The 21,925-nt window shown below is 66.7% G+C and carries 22 protein-coding genes; 19 read left to right on the top strand and 3 right to left on the bottom strand.

All coding sequences use genetic code 11. The features are described 5' to 3' along the window. The first annotated feature begins 7 nt into the window (after window positions 1–7). From JQT59_RS26160 to JQT59_RS26115, 10 genes are all read left to right on the top strand, one after another. Window positions 8–1,468 carry a vWA domain-containing protein gene (locus tag JQT59_RS26160; RefSeq protein ID WP_213572556.1) on the top strand — a complete coding sequence of 487 codons (1,461 nt, stop codon included), beginning with the start codon at window positions 8–10 and terminating at the stop codon, window positions 1,466–1,468. A gap of 19 nt (window positions 1,469–1,487) precedes the next feature. Then, window positions 1,488–2,183, top strand: coding sequence for a nicotinate-nucleotide adenylyltransferase (gene nadD, locus JQT59_RS26155; protein ID WP_109328945.1), 696 nt, complete (start codon window positions 1,488–1,490; stop codon window positions 2,181–2,183). 28 nt (window positions 2,184–2,211) lie between these two features. Then, on the top strand, window positions 2,212–2,637 hold the full coding sequence (rsfS, locus tag JQT59_RS26150; RefSeq protein ID WP_213572555.1) for a ribosome silencing factor: 426 nt from the start codon (window positions 2,212–2,214) through the stop codon (window positions 2,635–2,637). Further along, window positions 2,634–3,293 carry a histidine phosphatase family protein gene (locus tag JQT59_RS26145; protein WP_109328949.1) on the top strand — a complete coding sequence of 220 codons (660 nt, stop codon included), beginning with the start codon at window positions 2,634–2,636 and terminating at the stop codon, window positions 3,291–3,293. The genes rsfS and JQT59_RS26145 overlap by 4 nt, the downstream gene beginning before the upstream one ends. Further along, window positions 3,280–4,077, top strand: coding sequence for a diglucosylglycerate octanoyltransferase (gene octT / locus JQT59_RS26140; protein ID WP_213572554.1), 798 nt, complete (start codon window positions 3,280–3,282; stop codon window positions 4,075–4,077). Before JQT59_RS26145 ends, octT begins: the two co-directional genes overlap by 14 nt. 4 nt (window positions 4,078–4,081) lie before the next feature. Next, the gene (locus tag JQT59_RS26135; RefSeq protein ID WP_213572553.1) at window positions 4,082–4,948 is read left to right on the top strand and encodes a DegV family protein; all 867 of its coding nucleotides are present in this window, start codon (window positions 4,082–4,084) and stop codon (window positions 4,946–4,948) included. Between the two features lie 67 nt (window positions 4,949–5,015). Further along, a complete protein-coding gene (locus JQT59_RS26130) occupies window positions 5,016–5,888 on the top strand; it encodes a ComEA family DNA-binding protein (protein ID WP_213572552.1) in 873 nt (290 codons plus the stop codon). After that, window positions 5,885–7,456, top strand: a complete 1,572-nt coding sequence (locus JQT59_RS26125; RefSeq protein ID WP_213572551.1) for a ComEC/Rec2 family competence protein — start codon at window positions 5,885–5,887, stop codon at window positions 7,454–7,456. The genes JQT59_RS26130 and JQT59_RS26125 overlap by 4 nt, the downstream gene beginning before the upstream one ends. Window positions 7,457–7,511: 55 nt before the next feature. After that, on the top strand, window positions 7,512–8,471 hold the full coding sequence (locus JQT59_RS26120) for a TIGR03557 family F420-dependent LLM class oxidoreductase (protein WP_213572550.1): 960 nt from the start codon (window positions 7,512–7,514) through the stop codon (window positions 8,469–8,471). Window positions 8,472–8,593: 122 nt separating this feature from the next. Beyond that, the gene (locus tag JQT59_RS26115; RefSeq protein ID WP_204164911.1) at window positions 8,594–8,764 is read left to right on the top strand and encodes a hypothetical protein; all 171 of its coding nucleotides are present in this window, start codon (window positions 8,594–8,596) and stop codon (window positions 8,762–8,764) included. A gap of 24 nt (window positions 8,765–8,788) precedes the next feature. Here the strand turns inward: JQT59_RS26115 and JQT59_RS26110 are convergent, their stop codons facing one another. Further along, a complete protein-coding gene (locus JQT59_RS26110; RefSeq protein ID WP_213572549.1) occupies window positions 8,789–9,517 on the bottom strand; it encodes a GAF and ANTAR domain-containing protein in 729 nt (242 codons plus the stop codon). A 129-nt stretch (window positions 9,518–9,646) separates the two neighbouring features. On the opposite strand from JQT59_RS26110, the gene JQT59_RS26105 reads away from it, so the two are divergent. From JQT59_RS26105 to holA, 3 genes are all read left to right on the top strand, one after another. Beyond that, window positions 9,647–11,197 (top strand): carboxylesterase/lipase family protein, encoded by a 1,551-nt coding sequence (locus JQT59_RS26105; RefSeq protein ID WP_213572548.1) that lies wholly within the window; start codon window positions 9,647–9,649, stop codon window positions 11,195–11,197. Window positions 11,198–11,243: 46 nt separating this feature from the next. Next, the gene (locus tag JQT59_RS26100) at window positions 11,244–12,353 is read left to right on the top strand and encodes a carboxylate-amine ligase (protein WP_213572547.1); all 1,110 of its coding nucleotides are present in this window, start codon (window positions 11,244–11,246) and stop codon (window positions 12,351–12,353) included. A 67-nt stretch (window positions 12,354–12,420) separates the two neighbouring features. Beyond that, complete coding sequence (gene holA, locus JQT59_RS26095; RefSeq protein ID WP_213572546.1) at window positions 12,421–13,398, top strand: DNA polymerase III subunit delta; 978 nt, start codon at window positions 12,421–12,423, stop codon at window positions 13,396–13,398. Between the two features lie 69 nt (window positions 13,399–13,467). Here the strand turns inward: holA and rpsT are convergent, their stop codons facing one another. Further along, window positions 13,468–13,728 carry a 30S ribosomal protein S20 gene (gene rpsT / locus JQT59_RS26090; RefSeq protein ID WP_213572545.1) on the bottom strand — a complete coding sequence of 87 codons (261 nt, stop codon included), beginning with the start codon at window positions 13,726–13,728 and terminating at the stop codon, window positions 13,468–13,470. A gap of 305 nt (window positions 13,729–14,033) precedes the next feature. Here rpsT and JQT59_RS26085 point away from each other — a divergent pair, with 305 nt between their 5' ends. The 4 genes from JQT59_RS26085 to JQT59_RS26070 all read left to right on the top strand — a co-directional run bounded on the left by JQT59_RS26085 (window position 14,034) and on the right by JQT59_RS26070 (window position 18,313). Then, the gene (locus tag JQT59_RS26085; RefSeq protein WP_213572544.1) at window positions 14,034–15,668 is read left to right on the top strand and encodes a circularly permuted type 2 ATP-grasp protein; all 1,635 of its coding nucleotides are present in this window, start codon (window positions 14,034–14,036) and stop codon (window positions 15,666–15,668) included. Beyond that, on the top strand, window positions 15,668–16,639 hold the full coding sequence (locus JQT59_RS26080; protein ID WP_159921439.1) for an alpha-E domain-containing protein: 972 nt from the start codon (window positions 15,668–15,670) through the stop codon (window positions 16,637–16,639). Before JQT59_RS26085 ends, JQT59_RS26080 begins: the two co-directional genes overlap by 1 nt. Window positions 16,640–16,647: 8 nt before the next feature. Next, window positions 16,648–17,478 (top strand): transglutaminase family protein, encoded by an 831-nt coding sequence (locus tag JQT59_RS26075; protein ID WP_213578105.1) that lies wholly within the window; start codon window positions 16,648–16,650, stop codon window positions 17,476–17,478. 61 nt (window positions 17,479–17,539) lie between these two features. Continuing rightward, window positions 17,540–18,313, top strand: coding sequence for an aquaporin (locus JQT59_RS26070; protein ID WP_109328969.1), 774 nt, complete (start codon window positions 17,540–17,542; stop codon window positions 18,311–18,313). A gap of 70 nt (window positions 18,314–18,383) precedes the next feature. Here JQT59_RS26070 and JQT59_RS26065 read toward each other — a convergent pair whose 3' ends face one another. Continuing rightward, the gene (locus JQT59_RS26065; RefSeq protein WP_213572543.1) at window positions 18,384–18,947 is read right to left on the bottom strand and encodes a type II toxin-antitoxin system PemK/MazF family toxin; all 564 of its coding nucleotides are present in this window, start codon (window positions 18,945–18,947) and stop codon (window positions 18,384–18,386) included. Between the two features lie 65 nt (window positions 18,948–19,012). Here JQT59_RS26065 and lepA point away from each other — a divergent pair, with 65 nt between their 5' ends. Continuing rightward, entirely contained in the window at window positions 19,013–20,905 is a 1,893-nt protein-coding gene (gene lepA / locus JQT59_RS26060) for a translation elongation factor 4 (protein ID WP_109328974.1), read from the top strand. Window positions 20,906–20,963: 58 nt separating this feature from the next. Further along, window positions 20,964–21,902: an NAD(P)H-dependent flavin oxidoreductase gene (locus tag JQT59_RS26055; protein ID WP_213572542.1), complete on the top strand. Its 939-nt coding sequence runs from the start codon at window positions 20,964–20,966 to the stop codon at window positions 21,900–21,902. The last annotated feature ends 23 nt before the right edge of the window (window positions 21,903–21,925 follow it).

Raw genomic sequence — 21,925 nt, 5'->3', positions numbered from 1 at the left:
GGTTCCCATGGCTGCAGGTGGTCCTCCCACGTCCCGGTCGGCAACATCGGGGCCCGCCGCGCCGCACGGGTTACCCGGTCATCTGGTCGACTTCGTCGAGGCGTTGCGGCGGCGCGGCATCATGGTGGGCCCCTCGGAGACCGTCGATGCCGGGCAGGTCATGTCGGTCCTCGACCTCCTCGACCGCGAGGCACTCCGAGAGGGACTGGCGTGCGCCCTGCTACGGCGTCCCACTCACCGCTCCACCTTCGACGCTCTTTTCGATCTGTGGTTCCCCGCGGCCGTCGGGAATCGGTCGAGCGGGGCCGTCGACACCAGGCTTCCGCGAACCGAGAAGGGCGACATCGATTACGACGCCCTGCGTGAGTTGATCGTCGAGCTCCTCGCCGACGGGTCGCCCGAAGCGCTCGAACTCACCGAACTCCTGACCGCGCAGATGGTCGAGGAACTCGGGCAGTACCAGTCGGCGAACGGGCCGTCGTTCTCCGCCTACCAGGCGTTGCGGGACGTGGCGCCCGAGACGCTGCTGAAGAAGATCCTCGACGGACTCCTGGGCAATCAGCAGGACGGCGAAGCCCGAATGACGGAAAGCTACGAATCCGAGGTGGCCAAACGCACCGCGGCGCAGCGGATCGCCGACTTCCGCAAGATGGTCGAGAAGGAGACGCGTCGGCGGTCGGCCGAGAATCTGGGCAAGGAGCGGGTGGCGTCGTACGGCGTGCCGCGGCTGGCCGAGGAAGTGGACTTCCTGCGCGCGTCGGACTCCGAGCTGACCGCTCTCAAACGTAACGTCACCCCGCTCGCCAGACTGCTGGCCAGCCGGCTCGCGGTGCGCCGCAGTCGTCATCGCGCCGGGTCGATCGATCTCCGGCGGACCCTGCGCAAGTCGATGTCCACCGGGGGAGTGCCCATCGATCTCGTCCAGCGCAAGCCGAGACGCGCCCGCCCGGAACTGGTGGTGATGTGCGACGTGTCGGGTTCGGTGGCGGGGTTCAGCCACTTCACATTGCTGCTCGTCCATGCGCTGCGGGAGCAGTTCTCGCGGGTGCGGGTGTTCGCTTTCATCGACACCACCGACGAAGTCACCCGATTCTTCGACACCGGCGCGGACCTCGGAAACGCGATGTCGCGGATGATCCGCGAGGCCGAGCTCGTCAGCTACGACGGGCACTCCGACTACGGCAACGCATTCGGTGTGTTCGCGGAGCGGTTCACCTCGAGCATTACCTCACGCACCTCACTGCTCGTCCTCGGGGACGGCCGCAACAACTATCGCGACCCCAATCTGGAGGCGCTGGCGCGTCTGGTGTCGGTGGCCAAGCATGCGCACTGGCTCAACCCCGAGCCACGCGGACAGTGGGGTTCCGGGGATTCGGCCGCCAAGGTGTACAACGAGGTCATCAGCATGCACGAGTGCCGCTCCGCGCAGCAGCTCGCCTCGGTGGTCGCCGGGTTGCTCCCGGTATGACCACGTAAGCTCGGCACTCGTGGAACAGGGAACAACGGGCGCACGTCGGCGCCGTCTCGGGGTCATGGGCGGCACCTTCGACCCCATTCACCACGGTCACCTGGTGGCCGCCAGTGAAGTGGCCGACCGGTTCGGCCTCGACGAGGTGATCTTCGTACCCACCGGCAGGCCCTGGCAGAAGCAGGGGAAAGTGGTCAGCCCCGCGGAAGACCGGTACTTGATGACGGTCATCGCCACTGCGTCGAACCCACGGTTCTCGGTGAGCCGAGTGGACGTCGACCGCCGGAAGGTCACCTACACCGTCGACACTCTGCGCGATCTCCGCAGCTTCCATCCCGACGCCGAGCTGTACTTCATTACCGGTGCCGATGCCCTGGCGAGTATTCTGTCGTGGCAGGACTGGGAGGAACTGTTCTCACTGGCGAAATTTGTGGGAGTGTCGCGCCCGGGATTCGATCTCAATACCGAACATCTGGCCGCTCATCTCGACGCGCTGCCGGAGGACGCGGTCACGTTGATCGAGATACCGGCGCTGGCGATCTCCTCGACGGAATGTCGGCGGCGCGCCAGCCGGCACCGGCCTGTGTGGTACTTGGTGCCGGACGGCGTGGTCCAGTACATCTCGAAGCGGAACCTGTATCGGCCGCCGGACGCCGAGCGCCTGGACGGTGCGACGACGATGTCCGAACCGGCCCCCGGCAAGACCAAGAGCTAGCACTTTTCAACGAACTGGAGAACATCGAGTGAGCGCAACGACCGAAGCCATCGCGATGGCACGCATCGCGGCAGTGGCGGCCGACGAGAAGCTGGCCTCCGATGTGGTGGTGCTCGATGTTTCCGAGCAGCTGGTCATCACCGACTGCTTCGTCATCGCGTCGGCGCCCAACGAGCGCCAGGTGAACGCGATAGTCGAGAACATCGAGGAACGTCTGCGTGAGGCCGGTCACAAGCCGGTGCGCCGTGAAGGCACCCGGGAGGGTCGGTGGGCGTTGCTGGACTTCGTGGACGTCGTCATCCATGTGCAGCACAACGAGGAACGTAACTTCTATGCACTCGACCGGCTCTGGAAGGACTGCCCCACCGTCCCGGTCGACGGGATCGGCGTGCACGCCCCCGCGACCAACGGTGCCGATCCCGGCTCCGCGAACAGTGAGGAATCCGAGCAGTGACGGACGCTCCGCGCGCCCCGCGACGGCTCATTCTGCTGAGGCACGGCCAAACCGAGTACAACGCCGGAAACCGCATGCAGGGTCAGCTCGACACCGACCTGTCCGAACTCGGCCGGAGGCAGGCCCGCGCCGCTGCCGCCGTCCTCGTCGGTCGCTCACCGATCTCTATCGTGTCCTCGGACCTGCGGCGTGCGTACGACACGGCGGTGGAGATCGGCGACAACGCCGGACTGCCGGTACAGATCGACGAGCGCCTGCGGGAAACCCATCTCGGTGAGTGGCAGGGGCTGACTCACCTCGACGTCGACGCGCGGGCACCGGGTGCGCGCGCGGCCTGGCGTAGCGACGCGACGTGGGCACCGCCCGGCGGAGAGAGCCGTGTCGATGTCGCGCGCCGCAGCACCCCGGTGGTGGCCGAGCTTCTCGAGAAGTACGAGGATTGGGCCGAACAGCCCGTCGTCCTCGTCGCCCACGGCGGATTGATTGCTGCACTTACCGCGGCGCTTCTCGATCTTCCTGTCAGTCATTGGCCGGTGCTCGGTGGTCTCGGTAACACCAGCTGGGTTCAGCTCAGTGCGCACGGAAACTCCGACTCGCCGAGCTGGCGCCTGGACGTCTGGAACGCATCCGCGAGCGTGGCAAGTGACGTCCTCTGACATGGAGGCCGGTTCCGGAGAGCGGCCGGTCCTTCTCGTGCTCGCCGATTCGCTGTCCTACTACGGACCCAAGGGCGGCTTGCCGTCCAATCATCCCGAAATCTGGCCCAACATCGTTGCGCGCGAGCTGAACTGGGACGTGGAGCTTGTTGCGCGGATCGGTTGGACCAGTCGTGACGTCTGGTGGGCACTGACCCAGGACCCCCGCGTGTGGTCGGCCGTCCCCCGGGCGGGCGCTGTGGTGTTCGCCGTCGGGGGAATGGATTCGCTCCCGTCCCCGCTGCCCACCGCACTGCGGGAGCAGCTCCGCTACATTCGCCCGCCCGCGCTGCGCCGGGTTGTGCGTACGGCCTACCAATGGTTGCAGCCGCGGCTGTCTCCGCTCGGATGGCCGGTCGCGTTGCCCCCGAAGTTGAGCGTCGAGTACCTCGAAAGCTCCCGGGCGGCGCTCGAATACATGCGACCGGAACTGCCCGTCGTCGGCACTCTCCCGTCCGTCCACCGCAGTGAGGCCTACGGCAAGGTGCACTCGGGCCGGCCGGGTGCTGTCGCGGCCATCACGGCGTGGGCGGAGGACAAGAACGTTCCGCTCGTCGACCTCGCGGAGGCCGTGCGAGCCGACATCTTCGGTGGCCGAGGCAATCCGGACGGAATCCACTGGGGCTGGGACGGTCACACCCAGGTAGCGGCGGCCATGCTGACCGCCCTTCGTGCCACCGGAGCGGCACCGACGCTGGGCGAAGACATCACTGCCGCGGACGCGGTGTCGAGCGGGGCCGAGTAGTCCCATGCCCGTTGTCGTTGTCACCGATTCGTCGGCCTCGCTCGTCCCCGAGGTCGTCGAGGAGCAAGCAATCCAGGTCGTGCCCCTTCATGTTCTCAGCGGCGACGAGGACTTTCGCGAGGGAATCGACGTCATTCCGGAGGACCTCGCCGGCGTCACCACCGCGGGTGCCTCCCCCGGCGAGCTGTCCGAGGCCTACGCGGCGGCGTGGGAAGCGAGCGAGGGCGCCGGCGTGGTCGCCGTGCACATTTCCCGCCAGTTGTCGGGAACCTGGGAGGCCGGACGACAGGCGGCACAGGAGTTCGACGGTCGCGTGCGCATCGTCGATTCCCAGTCTGCTGGAATGGGTTTGGGATACCCGGTGCTGGAAGCAGCACGGTTGGCGAAGAGCGGTGCCGACCTCGAGACGGTGTACCGGCGGGCTGTCGACGTAGCGGGTCGCAGCCGTTGCCTGATTGTCGTGGACCGGCTCGATCAGTTGCGCCGCGGGGGGCGGATCGGCGCGGCGGCCGCGTTGCTCGGCACCGCGCTGGCGATGAAACCGGTGCTGCATCTCGTGGATGGACGACTCGTCCTGAAGGAGAAAACCCGGACCTCCACCAAGGCGATGGCGAAGATGATCGATTCCGCCGTCGAGCTGGCAGGGGTGGACAGAACCTCGGTGGCTGTGCATCACATGCATGCACCCGACCGGGCCGAGTCGGTGGCGCAGCGGCTGAAAGAACGGATTCCGCAGGTCAGCGACCTCGTCGTCACTGAATTCAGTTCGGTGATCGGGGCCCACGTGGGGGCAGGCGCTATCGGCGTCGTTCTCTGCCCGGAGCCCGCCGAGGGTTATGCAGACGCCGATTCATCCACAACCTCGAGCTGATCCACAGGCCAATTTTTCTCGCCCACAACCTCGCTGATCGGCCGCCGCGACGTTCTACCTTCTCTGCATGGGCAACAGGGAAGAGCGTTCGCGAGGACGGAGCCGTCTGGCGTTCATCACGTCGGGAGAGGACGCGCATCTTCCTCCGGGTGCGGTAGCCCCGTCCGGCCCCTCCACACCGGGATGGTTGGCGCACGCCGAGGACGCCGAACCCGAAGACGCGCCGTCGTGGTCTGCGCAAGGGCGATGGTCCCGCGCCCTTCCCGAACGCTGGTGGGGTGCGCGCGTCGACCCCGGCCGCGCAGGCGCAGCCGTCCTCGTCATAGTGGGGCTGATTCTGGCGACAGTCGCCGTGATCAGTGTTCGCAGCGGTCAGCCGGAGGCGCAGGCCGTGCCCTCCCTTCCCCTTGCGCACGTCCGTTCGGAGGCCACCCCTTCCGCGGAGCCGGCCGAGGCGGCTCGGCCGCAGCTTCCGCCGCCGGTGGACGAAATCGTGGTGAGTGTGGTCGGTCTGGTGAGCACGCCCGGGCTCGTGCGGCTGCTGCCTGGCTCTCGGGTTGCCGACGCACTCACCGCCGCGGGAGGGGTGCGCACCGGAGGCGACACCCTCGCTCTCAATCTGGCGCAACGGCTTTCGGATGGTGACCAAATCGTGGTCGGGGTGGCCGCGCCCGCAGCGGCGCCCAGTGCGGTGGGCGGCGTCTCCACTCCGGGAGCTGCACCGGCGGACGGGAAGGCAACGACGGGCGGGCTCGTCGATCTGAACACGGCCACGGAGACCGAGCTCGATGCCTTGCCCGGGGTCGGCCCGGTGACTGCGGCAGCCATCATCGCGTGGCGCACCACCAATGGGAAGTTCACGGACGTGGCCCAACTCGGCGAGGTGGACGGGATCGGGCCGGTGCGCCTCGAGAAGCTACGGTCCCAGGTCACCGTGTGAGGTCCGAGCGGGAGTCGCACCGGCTCGACGTCCGCCTTGTTCCCTTCGCGGCGGCCTGCTGGGCAACGACCGGAGGCGGGATCCTGTGGGGTGCGCGAACCGCGTGGTGGGTGGTGGGTGGCGCGTTTCTCGTTGCTGTTGCGCTGGTCGCGGCGAGTGTCCGGTCGGGTGACTCCCGGTGGACGGCGCATCGGACGACGGCACTGGCGCTTCTTGTGTTCGGATGCGTGTGCAGCACGGCCGTCGCCGTGCGGGTACAGGCCGCCGAGACGCACCCGATGGTGAACCTGGCGTCGAACGGCGCGTGGGTGACGTTGGTGATCGAAATCGCCGACGACCCACAGAAACTCGCAAGTTTCGGTCGACGGGTCCGCGTTGACGCGCACTTGCGCGAGATACGCAAAGCCACCGAGACTGTTCACGCGAGTGGGTCGATCATCGTTCTCGCCCCGTCCGATGGGTGGTCCGGTCTGCTGCCGGGACAGGAGGTGGTCCTGCGAGGGCAGGTGAGCCCGCCGATGCACCGCGACCTGACTCTGGCCACGGTGCGGGTGTCCGGACCACCCTCGGAAGTGGGGCCGGCACCTCCTCACCAGCGATGGGCGGGCGCCCTGCGCGCCCGGTTCACGGCCGTGGCCGCCGTTCTGCCGCCCGACGAGGCCGGACTGCTGCCTGGGCTGGTGGTGGGGGATACGTCGTCGCTGTCGGCCGAAGTGAAGGACGATTTCACGACAACCGGACTGACACACCTGACCGCGGTGTCCGGCGCGAACGTCAGCATCCTCCTGGGGGCGGTGTTGCTCCTGGTCCGGGCGCTCGGACTCGGCCCGCGGTCCGGCGCCGTTCTGGCGGCCGGCGCGCTGGTCGCTTTCGTCGTGGTGGCGAGGCCGTCGCCCAGCGTGCTGCGTGCCGCGGCGATGGGCTCGGTTGCGTTGCTCGCTCTCGTGAGCGGTCGGCGGAAGCAGGCGGTACCGGCTCTCGCTGCGGGTGTCATCGTGTTGCTGATGTGCTTTCCGGCGCTGGCTGTGGACTTCGGTTTCGTCCTGTCCGTCACGGCCACCGCGGCGTTGATCGTCGTCGCGCCGGTCTGGGTGGACCTTCTTGTCGGGCGGCGATGGCCGCGCGCGGCAGCGGAAATGGTGGCCGTCGCAGTGGCTGCTTTCGCGGTGACCGCGCCCATCGTCGCCGCAATGACGGGGACCGTCAGCGCGGTGTCGGTGGGGGCCAATCTCTTGGTCGCGCCTGTCATCGGAATCGTCACGGTGCTCGGCGCCGTCACCGCCCTCGTGTCAGCGGTCTCGGTGCCGGTCGCGGAAGTGACGGTACGCCTGACGCAGTGGCCACTCTGGTGGCTCGTCACCGTGGCCGACCACGGGTCGCGGATCCCCGGGGCGTCGATACCGGTCCCGTCGGGGCCGGTAGGCGCAGTGTCCGTCCTCGCCTGCACAGTCTTGATCGGGGTGGCGCTGCGCGTCCGACGATTCCGCCTGCTGCTGTTCGGGTCCGCGGTCGGTCTCGCGCTGCTCTGGGCACCGGTGTGGCCGTCCTCTCTCGCCGGCGCTGTGTGAGTACGCCGCCGTGCGGGCAACCTGCTTGGAACTCGACGACACAGGAGGATTCCTCATGCAGGTCGGTTTCAAGCTCATGGCCGAAACGTTCGATCCACGGGAAATCGTGCGCCAAGCGGTGGAGGCCGAGCGTGCGGGTTTCGACTTCGTCGAGGTGAGCGATCATTACCATCCTTGGCTCTACAGCCACGGCCACTCGGGATTCGTGTGGTCGATGCTCGCCGCGGCCGCCGCCCGAACCAGCAACATCGGCTTGGCAACGGGTGTCACCTGCCCGTTCGTCCGCTACCACCCCGCAATCATCGCGCAGGCTGCCGCCACCACCGCAGTGCTGAGCGAAGGGCGTTTCACACTCGGTCTGGGCTCGGGAGAGCGTCTCAACGAACATGTGGTGGGCGGTGGGTGGCCGTCGGTGCGGGTGCGGCACGAGATGCTGCGCGAATCGCTCGACATCATTCGACTGCTGTGGTCGGGTGGCTACCACTCCTACGAGGGCAAGCACCTGACGTTGGACGACGCCCGCGTGTACGACCTGCCCGAGGTGCCGCCCACGATTGCCGTCGCGGCAGGGGGCGCGGAAGCCGCGCGCCTCGCCGCGGAACTGGGGGACGGGTTGTTCGCCACCGAACCCGACGCCGAGCTGGTGCGGGCGTACTCCGACGCCGGCGGATCGGGGCCCAAGTACGGTGAAGTGCCGCTCGCGTGGGCGCCGGACGTGGAGTCGGCAGTGAACTCGGCGCACGACAAGTTCCGTTTCGGTATGACGGGATGGAAGGTGCAGGCGGAGCTGCCGAACCCGATCAACTTCGAGGCGGCCACGGCGACGGTACGGCGGGAGGATGTCCGGGAAGGAATGGCGTGTGGTCCTGACGTGCAGCGTCATCTGGAGGTGGCGGGTAAATTCGTCGACGCCGGGTTCGATCGTCTGGCGCTGATCAACGCGGGTCCCGACGTCGATGGATTCTTCGAATTCTTCTCGAACGAACTGAGCGAACCGTTACGGGCACTTCGGTAGGCCGCACCGATCGCGGATTCGATGCGCGATGTGTGTATGCCGCGCGGCAACTGCGACTACCATCCGGTGACAAATACTGCGGCGAATGGTCCTGAAGTGCATCCGCATTGGAGGTGAGAGGTATGTCGGAAGCTGAGCAGGCAGATCTCGATGTGGACGATGTCCTCGACGCGGGTCAGGTTCGCCGGGCGCAGCGCGTCGTCGCCGCATCATCGCTGGACGCCGACGATTGCCGGTTGCTGCTGTCCATGCTGGGCATTGCCGGGAACCCGGAGGCCGCCGAGCTGGAGTGAAGTCGGGGGCTGAACTGGTGCCGATCAGCTCAGGTTCTTGTGGTGGTGAACGATGATTTCCTCAGCCAGCGCCGAGATCTTGACGTTCATTTCCTGAGATGTCGCCTGCAGGATCGCCAGCGCCTGGTCTTCGGTGATGTTGTGAAACGCCATCATCAAGCCCAATGCCTTCCCTATCTCCCGATTGCTGGTCAACCCCGCCCGTAACGTCTCCGCTTCGAGGTGCTCATGCGCCGCGGTGAGGGCTACAGCGGCGAACGATGCGAGCATGATCCCCTGTTCGACGGATGCTGCCGTCAACGCGCCGGGCGTATCGGCGAAGAGGTTGAGGGCGCCGACCTTGCGACGCCGGACGACGAGGCGGAACCCGGCTGCACCGCGAACCGGGGTCTCGGCGAGCACCCGGCGCACCAACCGCGGCCACTCGTGTGCGGCGGTGAGGTCCGGTACCAATTGCGGTGTCTCCTCGAGGATGGCATCGACGCACGGACCTTCGTTTTCGCTCCGCTCCAATTCGTCCACCCGGGCGGCGACGGTGTCATTGGCCGCGGCGGTGACGAATCGACCCTTCTCGTGAAGCATCAGGCTGGCGTGGGAACAGCCGTCGACGAGAATGGGGGCGACATCGCAGACTGCTTGCTGGACATCCCGAAAGTCCGCGCCAGCGTACACCAGTTCGGCCAATCCGGCCAACGATGCCGACGCTTTGTCGACAGGCTGTGAGCGAGTCGCTTCCTGCTCGTCGTCCCGCATCGGGTCCTCCACATCCGGGCAAGCCCAGTGTTGACGCCCAGTCTGCCAGATAGGGGTCGGGCCGGGCCCCGGCCGGAAGAAATTGCTGGAACCGACTCGCGAATCCTTGTCGGCGGCGAAGATGGCGGCATGGTGTCGTCCACCGATAGTCCACTCGTGACCATCGCTCAGGGAACCGCGCGAGGCGTGCGCCTCGCCGGCGCACTGGTGTGGAAGGGGATACCCTATGCGGCTCCGCCGATCGGCGCCCTGCGCTTGCGCGCCCCACGGGCCGCCGAGTCGTGGGAGGGCGTGCGCGACTGCTCGGCGTTCGGGCCGATAGCACCGCAGAACGAGCACGGGCCGCTGCCCATCGACCCCGGCCTCACGCTCGACGAGGATTGCCTGTCACTGAACGTCTGGGCCCCCGAACGTCCGCAGAATCGACCATGCCCCGTCATGGTGTGGATTCATGGTGGTGCCTACTACCTCGGGTCCTCGGCGCAGCGGATGTTCGATGCCTGCCATCTGGTGGAGCGCGGCGACGTCGTGGTGGTCACGATCAATTATCGACTGGGTGCTCTCGGTTTCCTGGACTTCTCGTCGTTCTCGACGGCAGAGCAGCCTTTCGATACGAACCTCGGTCTCCGCGATCAGATCGAGGCGCTGAAGTGGGTGCGAGCGAACATCGCCGCGTTCGGTGGCGACCCGGCCGATGTCACACTGTTCGGCGAGTCCGCGGGGGGCGGCGCGGTGACCACGCTGATGACGTCGCCCGCCGCCGAGGGACTCTTCCACCGGGCGATCGCCGAAAGTTCGCCCGCAACCTCGGTCTACGGCAGCGAGCGCGCGGCGTCCATTGCGGAGGCGTTCCTCGAACTGGTCGGCCTGGCTCCCGCCGAGGTGGGACGTCTCCGCGATCTTCCCGTCGACGTGTTGACTGCGGCCTGCGTGGAACTCGTGCAGCAGATGCCTGCACGCGTCCCCGGCACGCTGGCGGTTGCGCCGACCGTGGACGGTGACGTGGTACCGCACTACCCGGTGGCCGCGTTCCGTCACGGCCTCGCGCACAAGGTGCCGCTGATGATCGGGACCAACAAGGACGAGGCGTCGATGTTCCGGCTGATGAAGTCTCCGCTCATGCCCATCACCCCGGACGCCGTCCACCAGATGTTCGTGGCGATCGCTGCGGACCACCCCGACCTGCCGGTGGACGAGGAACAGCAGGTGGAGGCGGCATACCTCGATTACCCGAAGAGGCGGTCCGCAATGGAGATCTCGCGGGACGCTGCTTTCCGGATGCCCACTTTGTGGATCGCCGAGGCCCACAGTCGCGTCGCACCCACGTGGTTGTATCGGTTCGACTACGCCACGCCTTTTCTCCGGGCGGCGCGAATCGGTGCGACCCACGGGACGGAAGTGCCCTATGTGTTCGGGAACTTCGGTGTCGTCCCCCGGGACCCCACCTTCAAGCTCGGTGGCCGCCGGACCGCCGCTCACGTATCCGATCGGATTCAGCGGCGGTGGCTGTCCTTCGCGTCGGCGGGCAACCCGGACGGCGGGGAAACCGAAACGCCCTGGCCACGGTACGACGAGACGGACCGCGCCACGCTGTTGATCGGCAAGGCGGATGCGGTGGTGGCGGACCCCGATCGGGATCTTCGCCGTGCGTGGGGTGAAGAGGTGATCGGCTTCACGTGAGCGGGTGCTCCGGTTTCGTATCGACCGATCGGGGGATACCTCTCGGATGGGCGCTGCAGCAAGGGAATCGGTTCGAAACCTCACCGTCGGCGTCGAGGAGGAGTTTTTCCTGGTCGACTCCTCGGGGCATCTCTCCGACGCGGGACCCGATGTGGTGGCGGAAGCCGGTGAGGAAATCCAGGGACTGCAGCGCGAACTGTCCCGGCCCCAGATCGAAACCGCGACCGGTGTGTGCTCCACCGGTGAAGAGGTGCACGAGCAATTGCGCACTCTGCGCAGCAGTCTGGTGAAGGTTGCCGCGGACCGCGATCTCCTGCTCCTGCCCAGTGGCACCCCGCTGATGGTCGAGGAAGGTCCCGCTGCGATCACGCCGACACCGCGCTACCAGAAGATGGCTCGTCGTTTCGGGCCGATCGTCGATTCGGTCACCACGTGCGGCTGCCATGTTCACGTGGGGATACCGAACCGTCAGATCGGTGTACAGGTGAGCAACTACATCCGAGGATGGCTGCCCGTCGTCCTGGCGCTGGCCGCGAACTCGCCCTTCCACAGCGGGCAGGACACCGGCTACCACAGTTGGCGTCACATCCTGTGGTCGCGCTGGCCGTCCGCAGGCCCGCCGCCGCGTTTCGACTCCGCCGAGGAGTACGAGGACACCGTGACCGCGATGATTGCCAGCGGCGCTGCTCTCGACCGCGGCATGATCTATTGGCACGTTCGACTGTCCGACGCGCAGCCGACCATCGAGATTCGGATCGCGGACGTGGCCATGACCGCAGCGCACGCGTCCGTGTATGCCGTTGCGGTGAAGGGGCTGGTCGCGCGGGCGTTGCGGTATATCGACGACGGGGTGTCCGTCGACTCACCGAGGATCGAACTCTTACGTGCGGAGCAGTGGCGGGCAGCCCGAGAAGGGCTCGACGGGGAATGCACGAGTCCGGTTTCGACCCGGCCTCTGGCGATCCGGCGGCAACTCGAGTTGATGCACGACACGGTGAGTGACGTCCTCGGCGCGGAGGATCTGGGCTTCCTCGAAGCCGGACTCGACTCGATGCTCCGTGACGGAACGGGCGCAGAGCAGCAACGCGCCGAGTTCGAACGGCGCGGCTCACTGGCCGACGTGCTGGCATTCCTGACGCGAGAGGTGACCAGTTGAGGGCGCGTCCGTCCGGTAGGCGCCGGGGGTCACCGTTCGTGTCCGCCGCCCGTGGCACGATTGTCGCGTGAGCACCCCAACCCAGCTCGAACAACTTCATCTGGTCCTCGGTGACGAGGAATTCCTCGTCGAACGCGCCGTGTCGACCGTGATCGCCCAGGTCCGGGCCACTGCGGCCGTCGCGCCGGGTGCTGAACTGCCCGTCAACCGGCTGCGGGCCGGTGATGCCGGTGCTGCAGAACTGGCCGAGCTGCTGAGTCCGTCCCTGTTCGCGGAAGACCGGGTGGTGGTGCTCGAGTCCGCCGCGGAGGCGGGTAAGGATGCGGTCGCGCTCATTCTCGACGCCGCAGCAGACCCGCCGCCCGGTGTCGTACTCGTGGTTCTGCACTCCGGCGGTGGGCGTGCGAAGGCGATGACCGGCTCACTCGAGAAACTCGGCGCGGTCACTCACCCGTGCGCCAAGTTGAAATCCGGTGACATCATCGGCTTCATCCGCGGCGAGTTCCGCACGCTCGGCGTCCGGGTGTCACCGGAAGTGGTGCAGACCGTGTTCGAGGGTGTGGGCTCGAATCTGCGGGAACTTGCGGCCGCCTGCTCACAGCTCACCGCCGACACCGGCGGAAAGATCGACGTGGCTGCCGTTCAGCGGTACTACTCGGGCAAGGCCGAGGTGACCGGGTTCGATGTCGCGGACAAGGCTGTGGCCGGGGACACGGCGGGTGCCAGGGAAGCGCTGCGATGGGCCATGCTGCGTGGGGTACCGCACGTGCTGCTCGCGGACGCGCTCGCCGACGCGGTGCACTCGATTGCGCGCGTGGCGCCCGCAGGCAGGGGGGATCCGTTTCGGATGGCGTCCGAGCTGGGCATGCCGCCCTGGAAGATCAAGAAGGTGCAGGCTATCGCCAAAGGGTGGACTCCCGCGTCCGTCGGTGAAGCGTTGCGTATCGTCGCCGCCCTCAACGCAGACGTGAAAGGTGCCGCTGCGGACGCGGACTATGCCGTCGAGAGCGCGGTCGGACGCGTATCGCTGCTACGGCAGCTCTGATCGGCGCACGACAACAGCCGCTCGATCCGAGGACCGAGCGGCTGTTGGAGAGCTACGACGAAGGTGTCGTCAGATCTTGTTGAGAGCCTGCGCGAGAGCAGACTTCTTGTTGGCAGCCTGGTTGGAGTGAATGACGCCCTTGCTGGCCGCCTTGTCGAGCTTGCGGCTGGTGGCGACGAGGAGCTCGTTGGCCTTGTCCTTGTCACCGGCCGCCGCAGCCTCGCGGAACGAGCGGATGGCCGTGCGCAGCGAGGACTTCACCGACTGGTTACGGAGTCGGGCCGCCTCGTTGGTACGGATCCGCTTCACCTGGGACTTGATGTTGGCCACGCGTAAAATCCTGTCGTCTTAAGCTGGATACGGTCTAGAAAGCTGTGGGCGCACACTTATGCACCGACAGGCGAGATTACCAGTGATCGGGGTTCGATCTCAAACCGGACCCCGGACGCGCCGGGGACAGGGCGGCTGTGCTGCTGAACGGGTGTACATGTAGCAGCATGTCTGGGATGACGCCCCCAGCATCGAAGTCGTCAACAGTAACGAAGTCACAGGGAAGCACGAAGGCGCCGGCTCCCGTCTCGGGCGACAGCAGACAGAAGGGCGTGAAAGCGTCGGCAGCTCAGTCGCGAGCCTCTGTGACGACCCGATCACGCAAGCCGGCGCGGCCCGCGCACGTGTTCGACGGCTACGTCGACGTGGGAGGGTACGGGCTGGCGTTCGACGAGATGTTCGACCGTGACGGCAGTGTCCGGCCCCCCTACAAGGGTGTCTTCAAGGCCCTCGAGCCGGCCGACAGCGCCGATCTCGCCGCCCGCTCCGAGGCGCTGGGCAGGGCCTTCATCGACCAGGGCGTGACATTCTCCCTCTCCGGTCAGGAACGGCCGTTTCCGCTCGATCTCGTCCCCCGGGTGATCGCCGCCGCGGAGTGGACGCGCCTCGAGAAGGGGATCAAGCAGCGCGTGAAAGCGCTGGAGATGTTCCTCCACGACGTCTACGGGGAGCAGCGCATCCTGCGCGATCACGTCCTCCCGAAACGATTGGTCACCTCGTGTGAGCACTTCCACCGGGAGGCGTCGGGCATCGTTCCACCCAACGGTGTGCGCATCCACGTGGCCGGTATCGACCTCGTTCGTGACGAGAACGGGGTGTTCCGCGTACTCGAGGACAACCTGCGGTCGCCCTCGGGAGTGTCCTACGTGATGGAGAATCGCCGCACCATGGCGCGCGTCTTCCCCGACCTCTTCATGTCCCACCGCGTGCGTTCGGTCGGCGACTACTCCACGCATCTGCTGCGCGCGCTGCGGGCGTCCGCTGCGCTCAACGAGGCCGATCCCACCGTGGTGGTGCTCACTCCCGGTGTCGGGAACTCTGCCTATTTCGAGCATTCACTGCTCGCGCGTCAGATGGGGGTGGAACTCGTCGAGGGCCGCGACCTCTTCTGCCGCGACAACATGGTCTACATGCGCACCACCGAGGGTGAGCGCCAGGTGGACGTGATCTACCGCCGCATCGACGACGACTACCTCGACCCGATGCATTTCCGGCCGGATTCGGTATTGGGCGTAGCCGGTGTTCTCAATGCCGCGCGGGCCGGAAACGTCGTCATCTCGAGTGCCGTCGGAAACGGTGTCGCCGACGACAAGCTGGTCTACACCTATGTGCCGCAGATCATCGACTACTACCTCGGTGAGAAACCGCTGCTCTCGAACGTCGACACGTTCCGGTGCTGGCTCGACGACGAGTGCGAGCAGGTGCTCGACCGCGTGGACGAACTGGTCATCAAACCGGTGGAAGGTTCGGGTGGATACGGCATCGTCTTCGGTCCCGACGCCTCACCCAAGGAACTGAACACGATCACCCGGAAAATCAGGGCAGACCCGCGCGGATGGATCGCCCAGCCGCTGGTCCAGTTGTCCACGGTGCCGACCAAGATCGGTGACGAGCTCGTGCCCCGGCACGTCGACCTTCGCCCGTTCGCGGTGAACGACGGCGAGGACGTGTGGGTGCTGCCGGGGGGACTGACCCGGGTTGCCCTGCCCGAGGGTTCTCTCGTGGTCAATTCCAGTCAGGGCGGTGGCAGCAAGGACACTTGGGTGCTCGCCAGCCGAACCTCGGATGAGGAACAGGAACTCGCGGGCGAGGAACTCGTCACCGAACCTGCGCAGACCGCAGAAGCCGAGCAGGGCCCCGAACTCAGTACGTCACAACAGCAGCAGCAGCAGCAGCAACAGCAACAGCAACAGCAACAGAAGTGTGGAGGTGAGGGCTGATGCTGGCGAGAAACGCGGAATCGCTGTATTGGATCGGCCGGTACGTCGAGCGTGCCGACGACATGGCGCGGATTCTCGACGTCGCGGTGCATCAACTGCTCGACGATGCGTCGGTGAATCCGGACCGAACGTCCCGGCTGCTCCTGCGGGTTCTCGGGATCCCTGCTCCGAGTACGGAACTCGATGTTCGCTCGGTCACCGAACTCGTCGCCTTCAGTCGTAATCAGGTCGGCTCCATCATCGACTCGCTCGCCAGCGCACGCGAGAACGCCCGAGGCGCCCGCGAGGTCACGTCGAGTGAGATGTGGGAGTGCCTCAACGCCACGTACAACGGTCTCGCGGAACGCGAACGCGCAGCCAAACGGCTTGGGCCGCACGAGTTCTTCCGCTACGTCGAGGAGCGCGCGGCGATGTTCGCCGGTCTCGCCGACTCGACGATGAGTCGTGACGACGGTTACCGATTCCTGCTGCTCGGCCGCTCGATCGAACGTGTCGACATGCTGGCGCGAATGCTGCTGTCCCGCGCGGGCGACCGACCGTCGTCGCCGGCGTGGGTGACGGTTCTGCGTTCGGCGGGCGCTCACGACACGTACCTGCGCACCTACCGCGGCGCGCTCGACGCCAACCGCGTCGTCGAGTTCATCCTCCTCGACCGCTTGTTCCCGCGGTCGGTGTTCCATGCCATCCGGCAGGCGGAACAGTGTCTCGCGGAACTCGACCATCAACCCGACAGCCGGGTGGGACCGCGCGCCGAGGCACAGCGTCTGCTGGGACGGGCGCGGAGCGAACTCGAGTTCCTGCCCCCCGGCGTTCTCCTCGAGGACCTCCAGGACCGGTTGGTGGGTTTGCAGGACACCTGCCGTGAGCTCGGAGAAGCGATCGCACTGCAGTATTTTCACGCCGCGCCGTGGGTGGCGTGGACCGATGCACGGGCCGTCGGCGCAGAAGCCGTCGTGGAGGGAGAGTTGTGAGCTGGCGAATGAGGGTGGTGCACACCACCGGTTATGCCTATGACGCGCCGGTGACGTCTTCATACAACGAGGCGCGGCTCACTCCCCGCGGCGACAGTCGGCAGACGGTGATTCTCAACCGAGTGGAGACCACCCCGGCCACCCGTTCGTATCGCTACACCGACTACTGGGGTACCGCGGTCACCGCCTTCGATCTGCATGCGCCGCATCGGGAACTCGAGGTCACAGGGCTGTCGGTCGTGGAGACGGAACCGTTCTCGCCTCCCGAGGAGTCGGTGGATTGGGACGAACTGGCTGGGCCGGCGGTGACGGACCGGTTCAACGAGCAGCTCAGTAACACCCAGTACGCGCCCCGCAACCGGAAGCTCGACGCGATCGCTCGCGATCTCCGGAAGGGGTGCACGCCCGAGGAAGCCGTTGTAGCCGCAGCGGACTGGGTGCACGCGGAAATGGCGTACGTTCCCGGGACCACGGGCGTGCACACGTCGGCAGTCGAGGCCTGGGCCGAACGGGAAGGCGTATGCCAGGATTACGCCCACCTGACGCTCGTCCTGTTACGAAGCATGGGGATTCCCAGCCGGTACGTGTCGGGATATCTGCACCCGAAAGCGGATGCGGCACTGGACGACACGATCGCGGGGGAGAGCCACGCCTGGGTGGAGGCATGGACCGGCGCGTGGTGGGGATACGACCCCACCAACGCTGTGGCCGTCAACGAGCAGCACGTGTCGGTGGGTGTCGGGCGTGATTACGCCGACGTCCCGCCGCTCAAGGGAATCTTCTCGGGAGGGCAGGCAACAGACCTCGAAGTCGTCGTGGAGATCACACGCCTGGCGTAAAGTCCGGCGCAGAACTGTGGAAAGCAAGGACTAACGATCCATTCCGACGAAGGTGGGTTCAATGTCTCCAACCGCACAGGAATACGTAGAGGTCGAGCCGATCTCGGATATCAAGAAATACTCGGCGGAGGCAATCGGCACTTTCGTGCTGGTTTTCTCGGCAGTGGGCACGGCGGTGTTCGCCGGAGCCAAGGTCGGCAATCTCGGTGTGGCCCTGGCTTTCGGACTGACGCTCCTCTTCCTCGTCTACGCCATCGGTCCCATTTCCGGGTGTCACGTCAATCCGGCCGTCACCATCGGACATCTGGCCCTCGGCCGAGTGTCGGTGGTCCGGGCCGGCCTGTACATCGTGGCCCAGGTAATCGGCGGCCTCCTCGCAGGACTCGTCATCTACGCAATTGCGCAGAGTCTGCCGTCGTACGACCGCAAGGCCGACGGGCTCGGGGCCAACGGCTGGGGTGAGCACAGCCCCTCGGCGATCAAAGGCCCGCTCGGCGGCATTCTGGAGAACGGATACGGCATCGGTGCTGCGATGATCGTCGAGGTCCTTCTCACCGCTTTGCTCGTGTTCGTCGTCCTGGCCTCGACCGACCAGATCTCGGATGTACCGCTGGCCGGTGTGTCCATCGGCTTCACCCTCGCGGTGATCCACCTGGTGTCCATTCCGATCGACAACACGTCGGTGAACCCCGCCCGCAGTCTCGCCGTGGCCCCGTATCAGGTCGGCGCGCTGTCGCAGGTGTGGTTGTTCCTGGTTTTCCCGTTGATCGGCGGTGCGGTGGGCGCCCTGGCCTACCGCTCGCTGTTCGGCAGGTACGACCGCCTCCAGAGCTGACGAAAGCCGGCTCCCTCGGCGAATGCCGGGCACGCACCCCGCGGTGCGTGCCCGGCAGTACTGTTCGATCTCACTGCCAGCTGAAATCGGCTCTCAGCCGCCTTGCCACGAGCTCGAACGTCGTCCGCTCCATGACGGCGCCCTCGCGCCGGATCCCTTCCTCGGGCACGTCGAGCACCCGGTCGAGGCGGACCCAACTCGGGCGACCCTCGAAGTCCCAGGAACCCGAGCCGACCGCCACCCAGTCGCGGTCACCGTCGTGCTTGCTCTGCGAAGACAACATGAGGCCCAGGAGTGTCGCTCCGTCCCGCCCGACGACCAGTACCGGCCGATCCTTGCCCTGTGCCGGATCTTCCTCGTACGCCACCCAGGTCCACACGATCTCGCCCGGGTCCGCGCGCCCGTCCAGATCGGGGGAGTACTGCACCTTGCGGGCACGGTGGGCCGTCGGCGCGGAGTTCGCGGTAACCGGGCGGCCAGGGCTCGGCTTCGGCGTGGTGGTGGCCGAACCGGTCAGCACACCGGCTGCGCGGTCGAGTGCGCCGGACTTCTGCAGCTGCTGCAGCAACTGGGGGCCCTTGTCTCGCGCCAGTTTGGCCAGTGTCTTCCCGATGCTGCTCCACGTGCTCGCCATGGCCGTCGAGCTTAGTGCGTGTATGCCGCAGCAGCCGGAGTCCGGTGGCTTGGATATCCTGACAGGTGACAGTGGCCCGGAACCGGGCCGGTGCCGGTCCAGGTAAGGGGTCCCCCATCAGCAGCTTCGCCGACAAGACGTTCACGGATCCCGCACAGATCCGGAATTTCTGCATCATCGCGCACATCGATCACGGCAAGTCGACGCTGGCCGACCGCATGCTTCAGCTCACCGGCGTGGTCGAAGAACGGCAGATGCGGGCCCAGTACCTCGACCGCATGGACATCGAGCGGGAACGCGGCATCACGATCAAGGCGCAGAACGTCCGGTTGCCGTGGAAGGTAGGTGACGAGGAATTCGTCATGCACCTCATCGACACGCCCGGGCACGTCGACTTCACGTACGAGGTCTCGCGCGCCCTCGAGGCGTGCGAAGGCGCGGTGCTGCTGGTCGACGCCGCTCAGGGCATCGAGGCGCAGACACTGGCCAACCTGTATCTGGCGATGGAGAAGGACCTCACCATCATCCCGGTGCTCAACAAGATCGATCTGCCTGCCGCCGATCCAGACCGCTACGCCGAGGAAATCGCGCACATCACCGGCTGCGAGCCGGGCGACGTGCTGCGCGTGTCCGGCAAGACCGGTGTGGGCGTCAAGGAACTTCTCGACGAGGTCGTGAAGCAGATCCCGGCGCCGGTCGGCGACGCCGACGGACCGGCGCGCGCGATGATCTTCGACTCCGTGTACGACGCCTACCGCGGTGTCGTCACCTACGTCCGCGTGGTCGACGGGCGGATCTCCCCGCGCGAGAAGATCACCATGATGTCGACCGGCACCACCCATGATCTCATCGAGGTCGGCATCATCTCGCCGGAGCCGAAGGCCAGCATCGGACTGGGTGTCGGCGAGGTGGGCTACCTCATCACCGGTGTGAAGGACGTGCGGCAGTCGCGCGTCGGCGACACCGTCACCGCAGCCCGTGGCGGCGCCACGGAACCGCTCGTCGGCTACCGCGACCCCAAGCCGATGGTCTATTCGGGTCTGTATCCCCTCGACGGCTCCGACTACCCGGTGCTGCGCGACGCCCTCGACAAGCTGCGCCTCAACGATGCCGCGCTGGCCTACGAGCCGGAGACGTCGGTGGCGCTCGGATTCGGTTTCCGGTGCGGGTTCCTCGGACTGCTGCACATGGAGATCACCCGCGACCGCCTCGAGCGCGAGTTCGGCCTCGAACTCATCTCCACGTCACCCAACGTGGTGTACCGCGTGGTGATGGAGGACGGCGCCGAGCACGTCGTCACCAACCCGTCCTACTGGCCGGAGGGCAAAATCCGCGAGGTGTACGAGCCGATGGTGAAGTGCACCGTCATCGCGCCCAGCGAATTCATCGGGGCGATCATGGAGCTGTGCCAGAACCGGCGCGGTGAACTCGGCGGCATGGACTATCTGTCGGAGACCCGGGTCGAGTTGCGCTACGAAATGCCCATGGGCGAGATCATGTTCGACTTCTTCGACGCTTTGAAGTCGCGCACCAAGGGGTATGCGAGCCTCGACTACGAAGAGTCCGGTGAACAGCAAGCGGATCTGGTGAAGGTCGACATCCTGCTCCAGGGCGAGGCCGTCGACGCGTTCTCGTCGATCGTGCACCGGTCGGCCGCCGGCGCCTACGGCGGCCGGATGACGTCCAAGCTGCGCGAGCTCATTCCGCGCCAGCAGTTCGAGGTGCCCATCCAGGCGGCCATCGGCGCGAAGATCATCTCCCGTGAGAACATCCGCGCGATCCGCAAGGACGTGCTTGCCAAGTGCTACGGCGGCGACATCAGCCGTAAACGCAAGCTGCTCGAAAAGCAGAAGGAGGGCAAGAAGCGCATGAAGACCATTGGGCGAGTGGAAGTTCCCCAAGAGGCTTTCGTCGCCGCGTTGTCCTCCGAAGCGGTCGGCGACAAGCCGAAGAAGTAACGCAGCCCCGCCCGGAGGCGTTCCCTCCGGGGTGTCCGAACGAAAGTAGGTACGCGGCGTGGCAATCGAAACCTGGCTGACCCGGACTCTCGGAATCGAGGTGCCGATCTTCGGAGCCCCGATGGGCGGGCGGGCCGGCGGCACTCTCGTCGGCGAGGTGTCGAAGGCGGGCGGGCTCGGCCTACTCGGGGCAGCCCGCTATGCCACCCCGGAGTGGATCGCGGACGAGGTGGCGATCGCGCGCGGTATCGGCGGGGACGCCTTCGGGATCGGCCTGATGACCTGGGCGCTCGACGACGATGACGCGCTGCTCGACGCCGCTCTGGCTCAGAACCCGCGGGTGGTCTCGCTCTCGTTCGGTGATCCCGCACCATATGTGGATCGGGTCCACGACATCGGTGCGCTCGTGGTGTCGCAGGTCAACACCGTCGAAGACCTTCGCGTGGTGGAAGCTGCCGGCGTGGACGTCGTCATCGCCCAGGGCGGTGAAGCCGGCGGTCACACCGGCCGAATCGGGACGCTGCCCCTGCTGCAGGAGATCCTCGAGGCCACGTCGTTGCCCGTGCTCGCCGCAGGAGGAATCGCGACCGGCCGTGGCCTTGCCGCGGTTATCGCCGCCGGTGCCGAGGGCGCGATGATCGGGACCGTCCTGCTCGCGAGCCCGGAGACCATCGGCCCGGAGTACGCGCGGAGCAAACTGATCGCCGCGGGCAGCGCCGACACCGTCTACACCTCGGTGTTCGACCAGGCCCGCAGCCAGCCGTGGCCTTCGCGGTGGGGTGGCCGGGCGCTTCGCAACGACTTCACCGGCAAGTGGCACGACGTCGGCGCCGCAGAGAGCGAACTCGCCACGGCGTACGACCCCGCGAATCCCGACCTCGGGGTCGTGTACGCGGGCGAAGCGGCCGGGTTGGTCACTTCCGAGCAGCCGGCGGGAGCGGTGGTCCGCCGGATCGCCGCCGACGCGGAGCGACTGCTGACGCGTTTCGCGAAGTGACGGCAACGAAGGCGTAGCGCCGA

Origin of the sequence: Rhodococcus sp. USK13 (assembly GCF_018343855.1) — a bacterium.
Lineage (GTDB): Bacteria > Actinomycetota > Actinomycetes > Mycobacteriales > Mycobacteriaceae > Rhodococcus_F > Rhodococcus_F oxybenzonivorans.
This window is presented reverse-complemented; position numbering and strand designations above follow the sequence as displayed.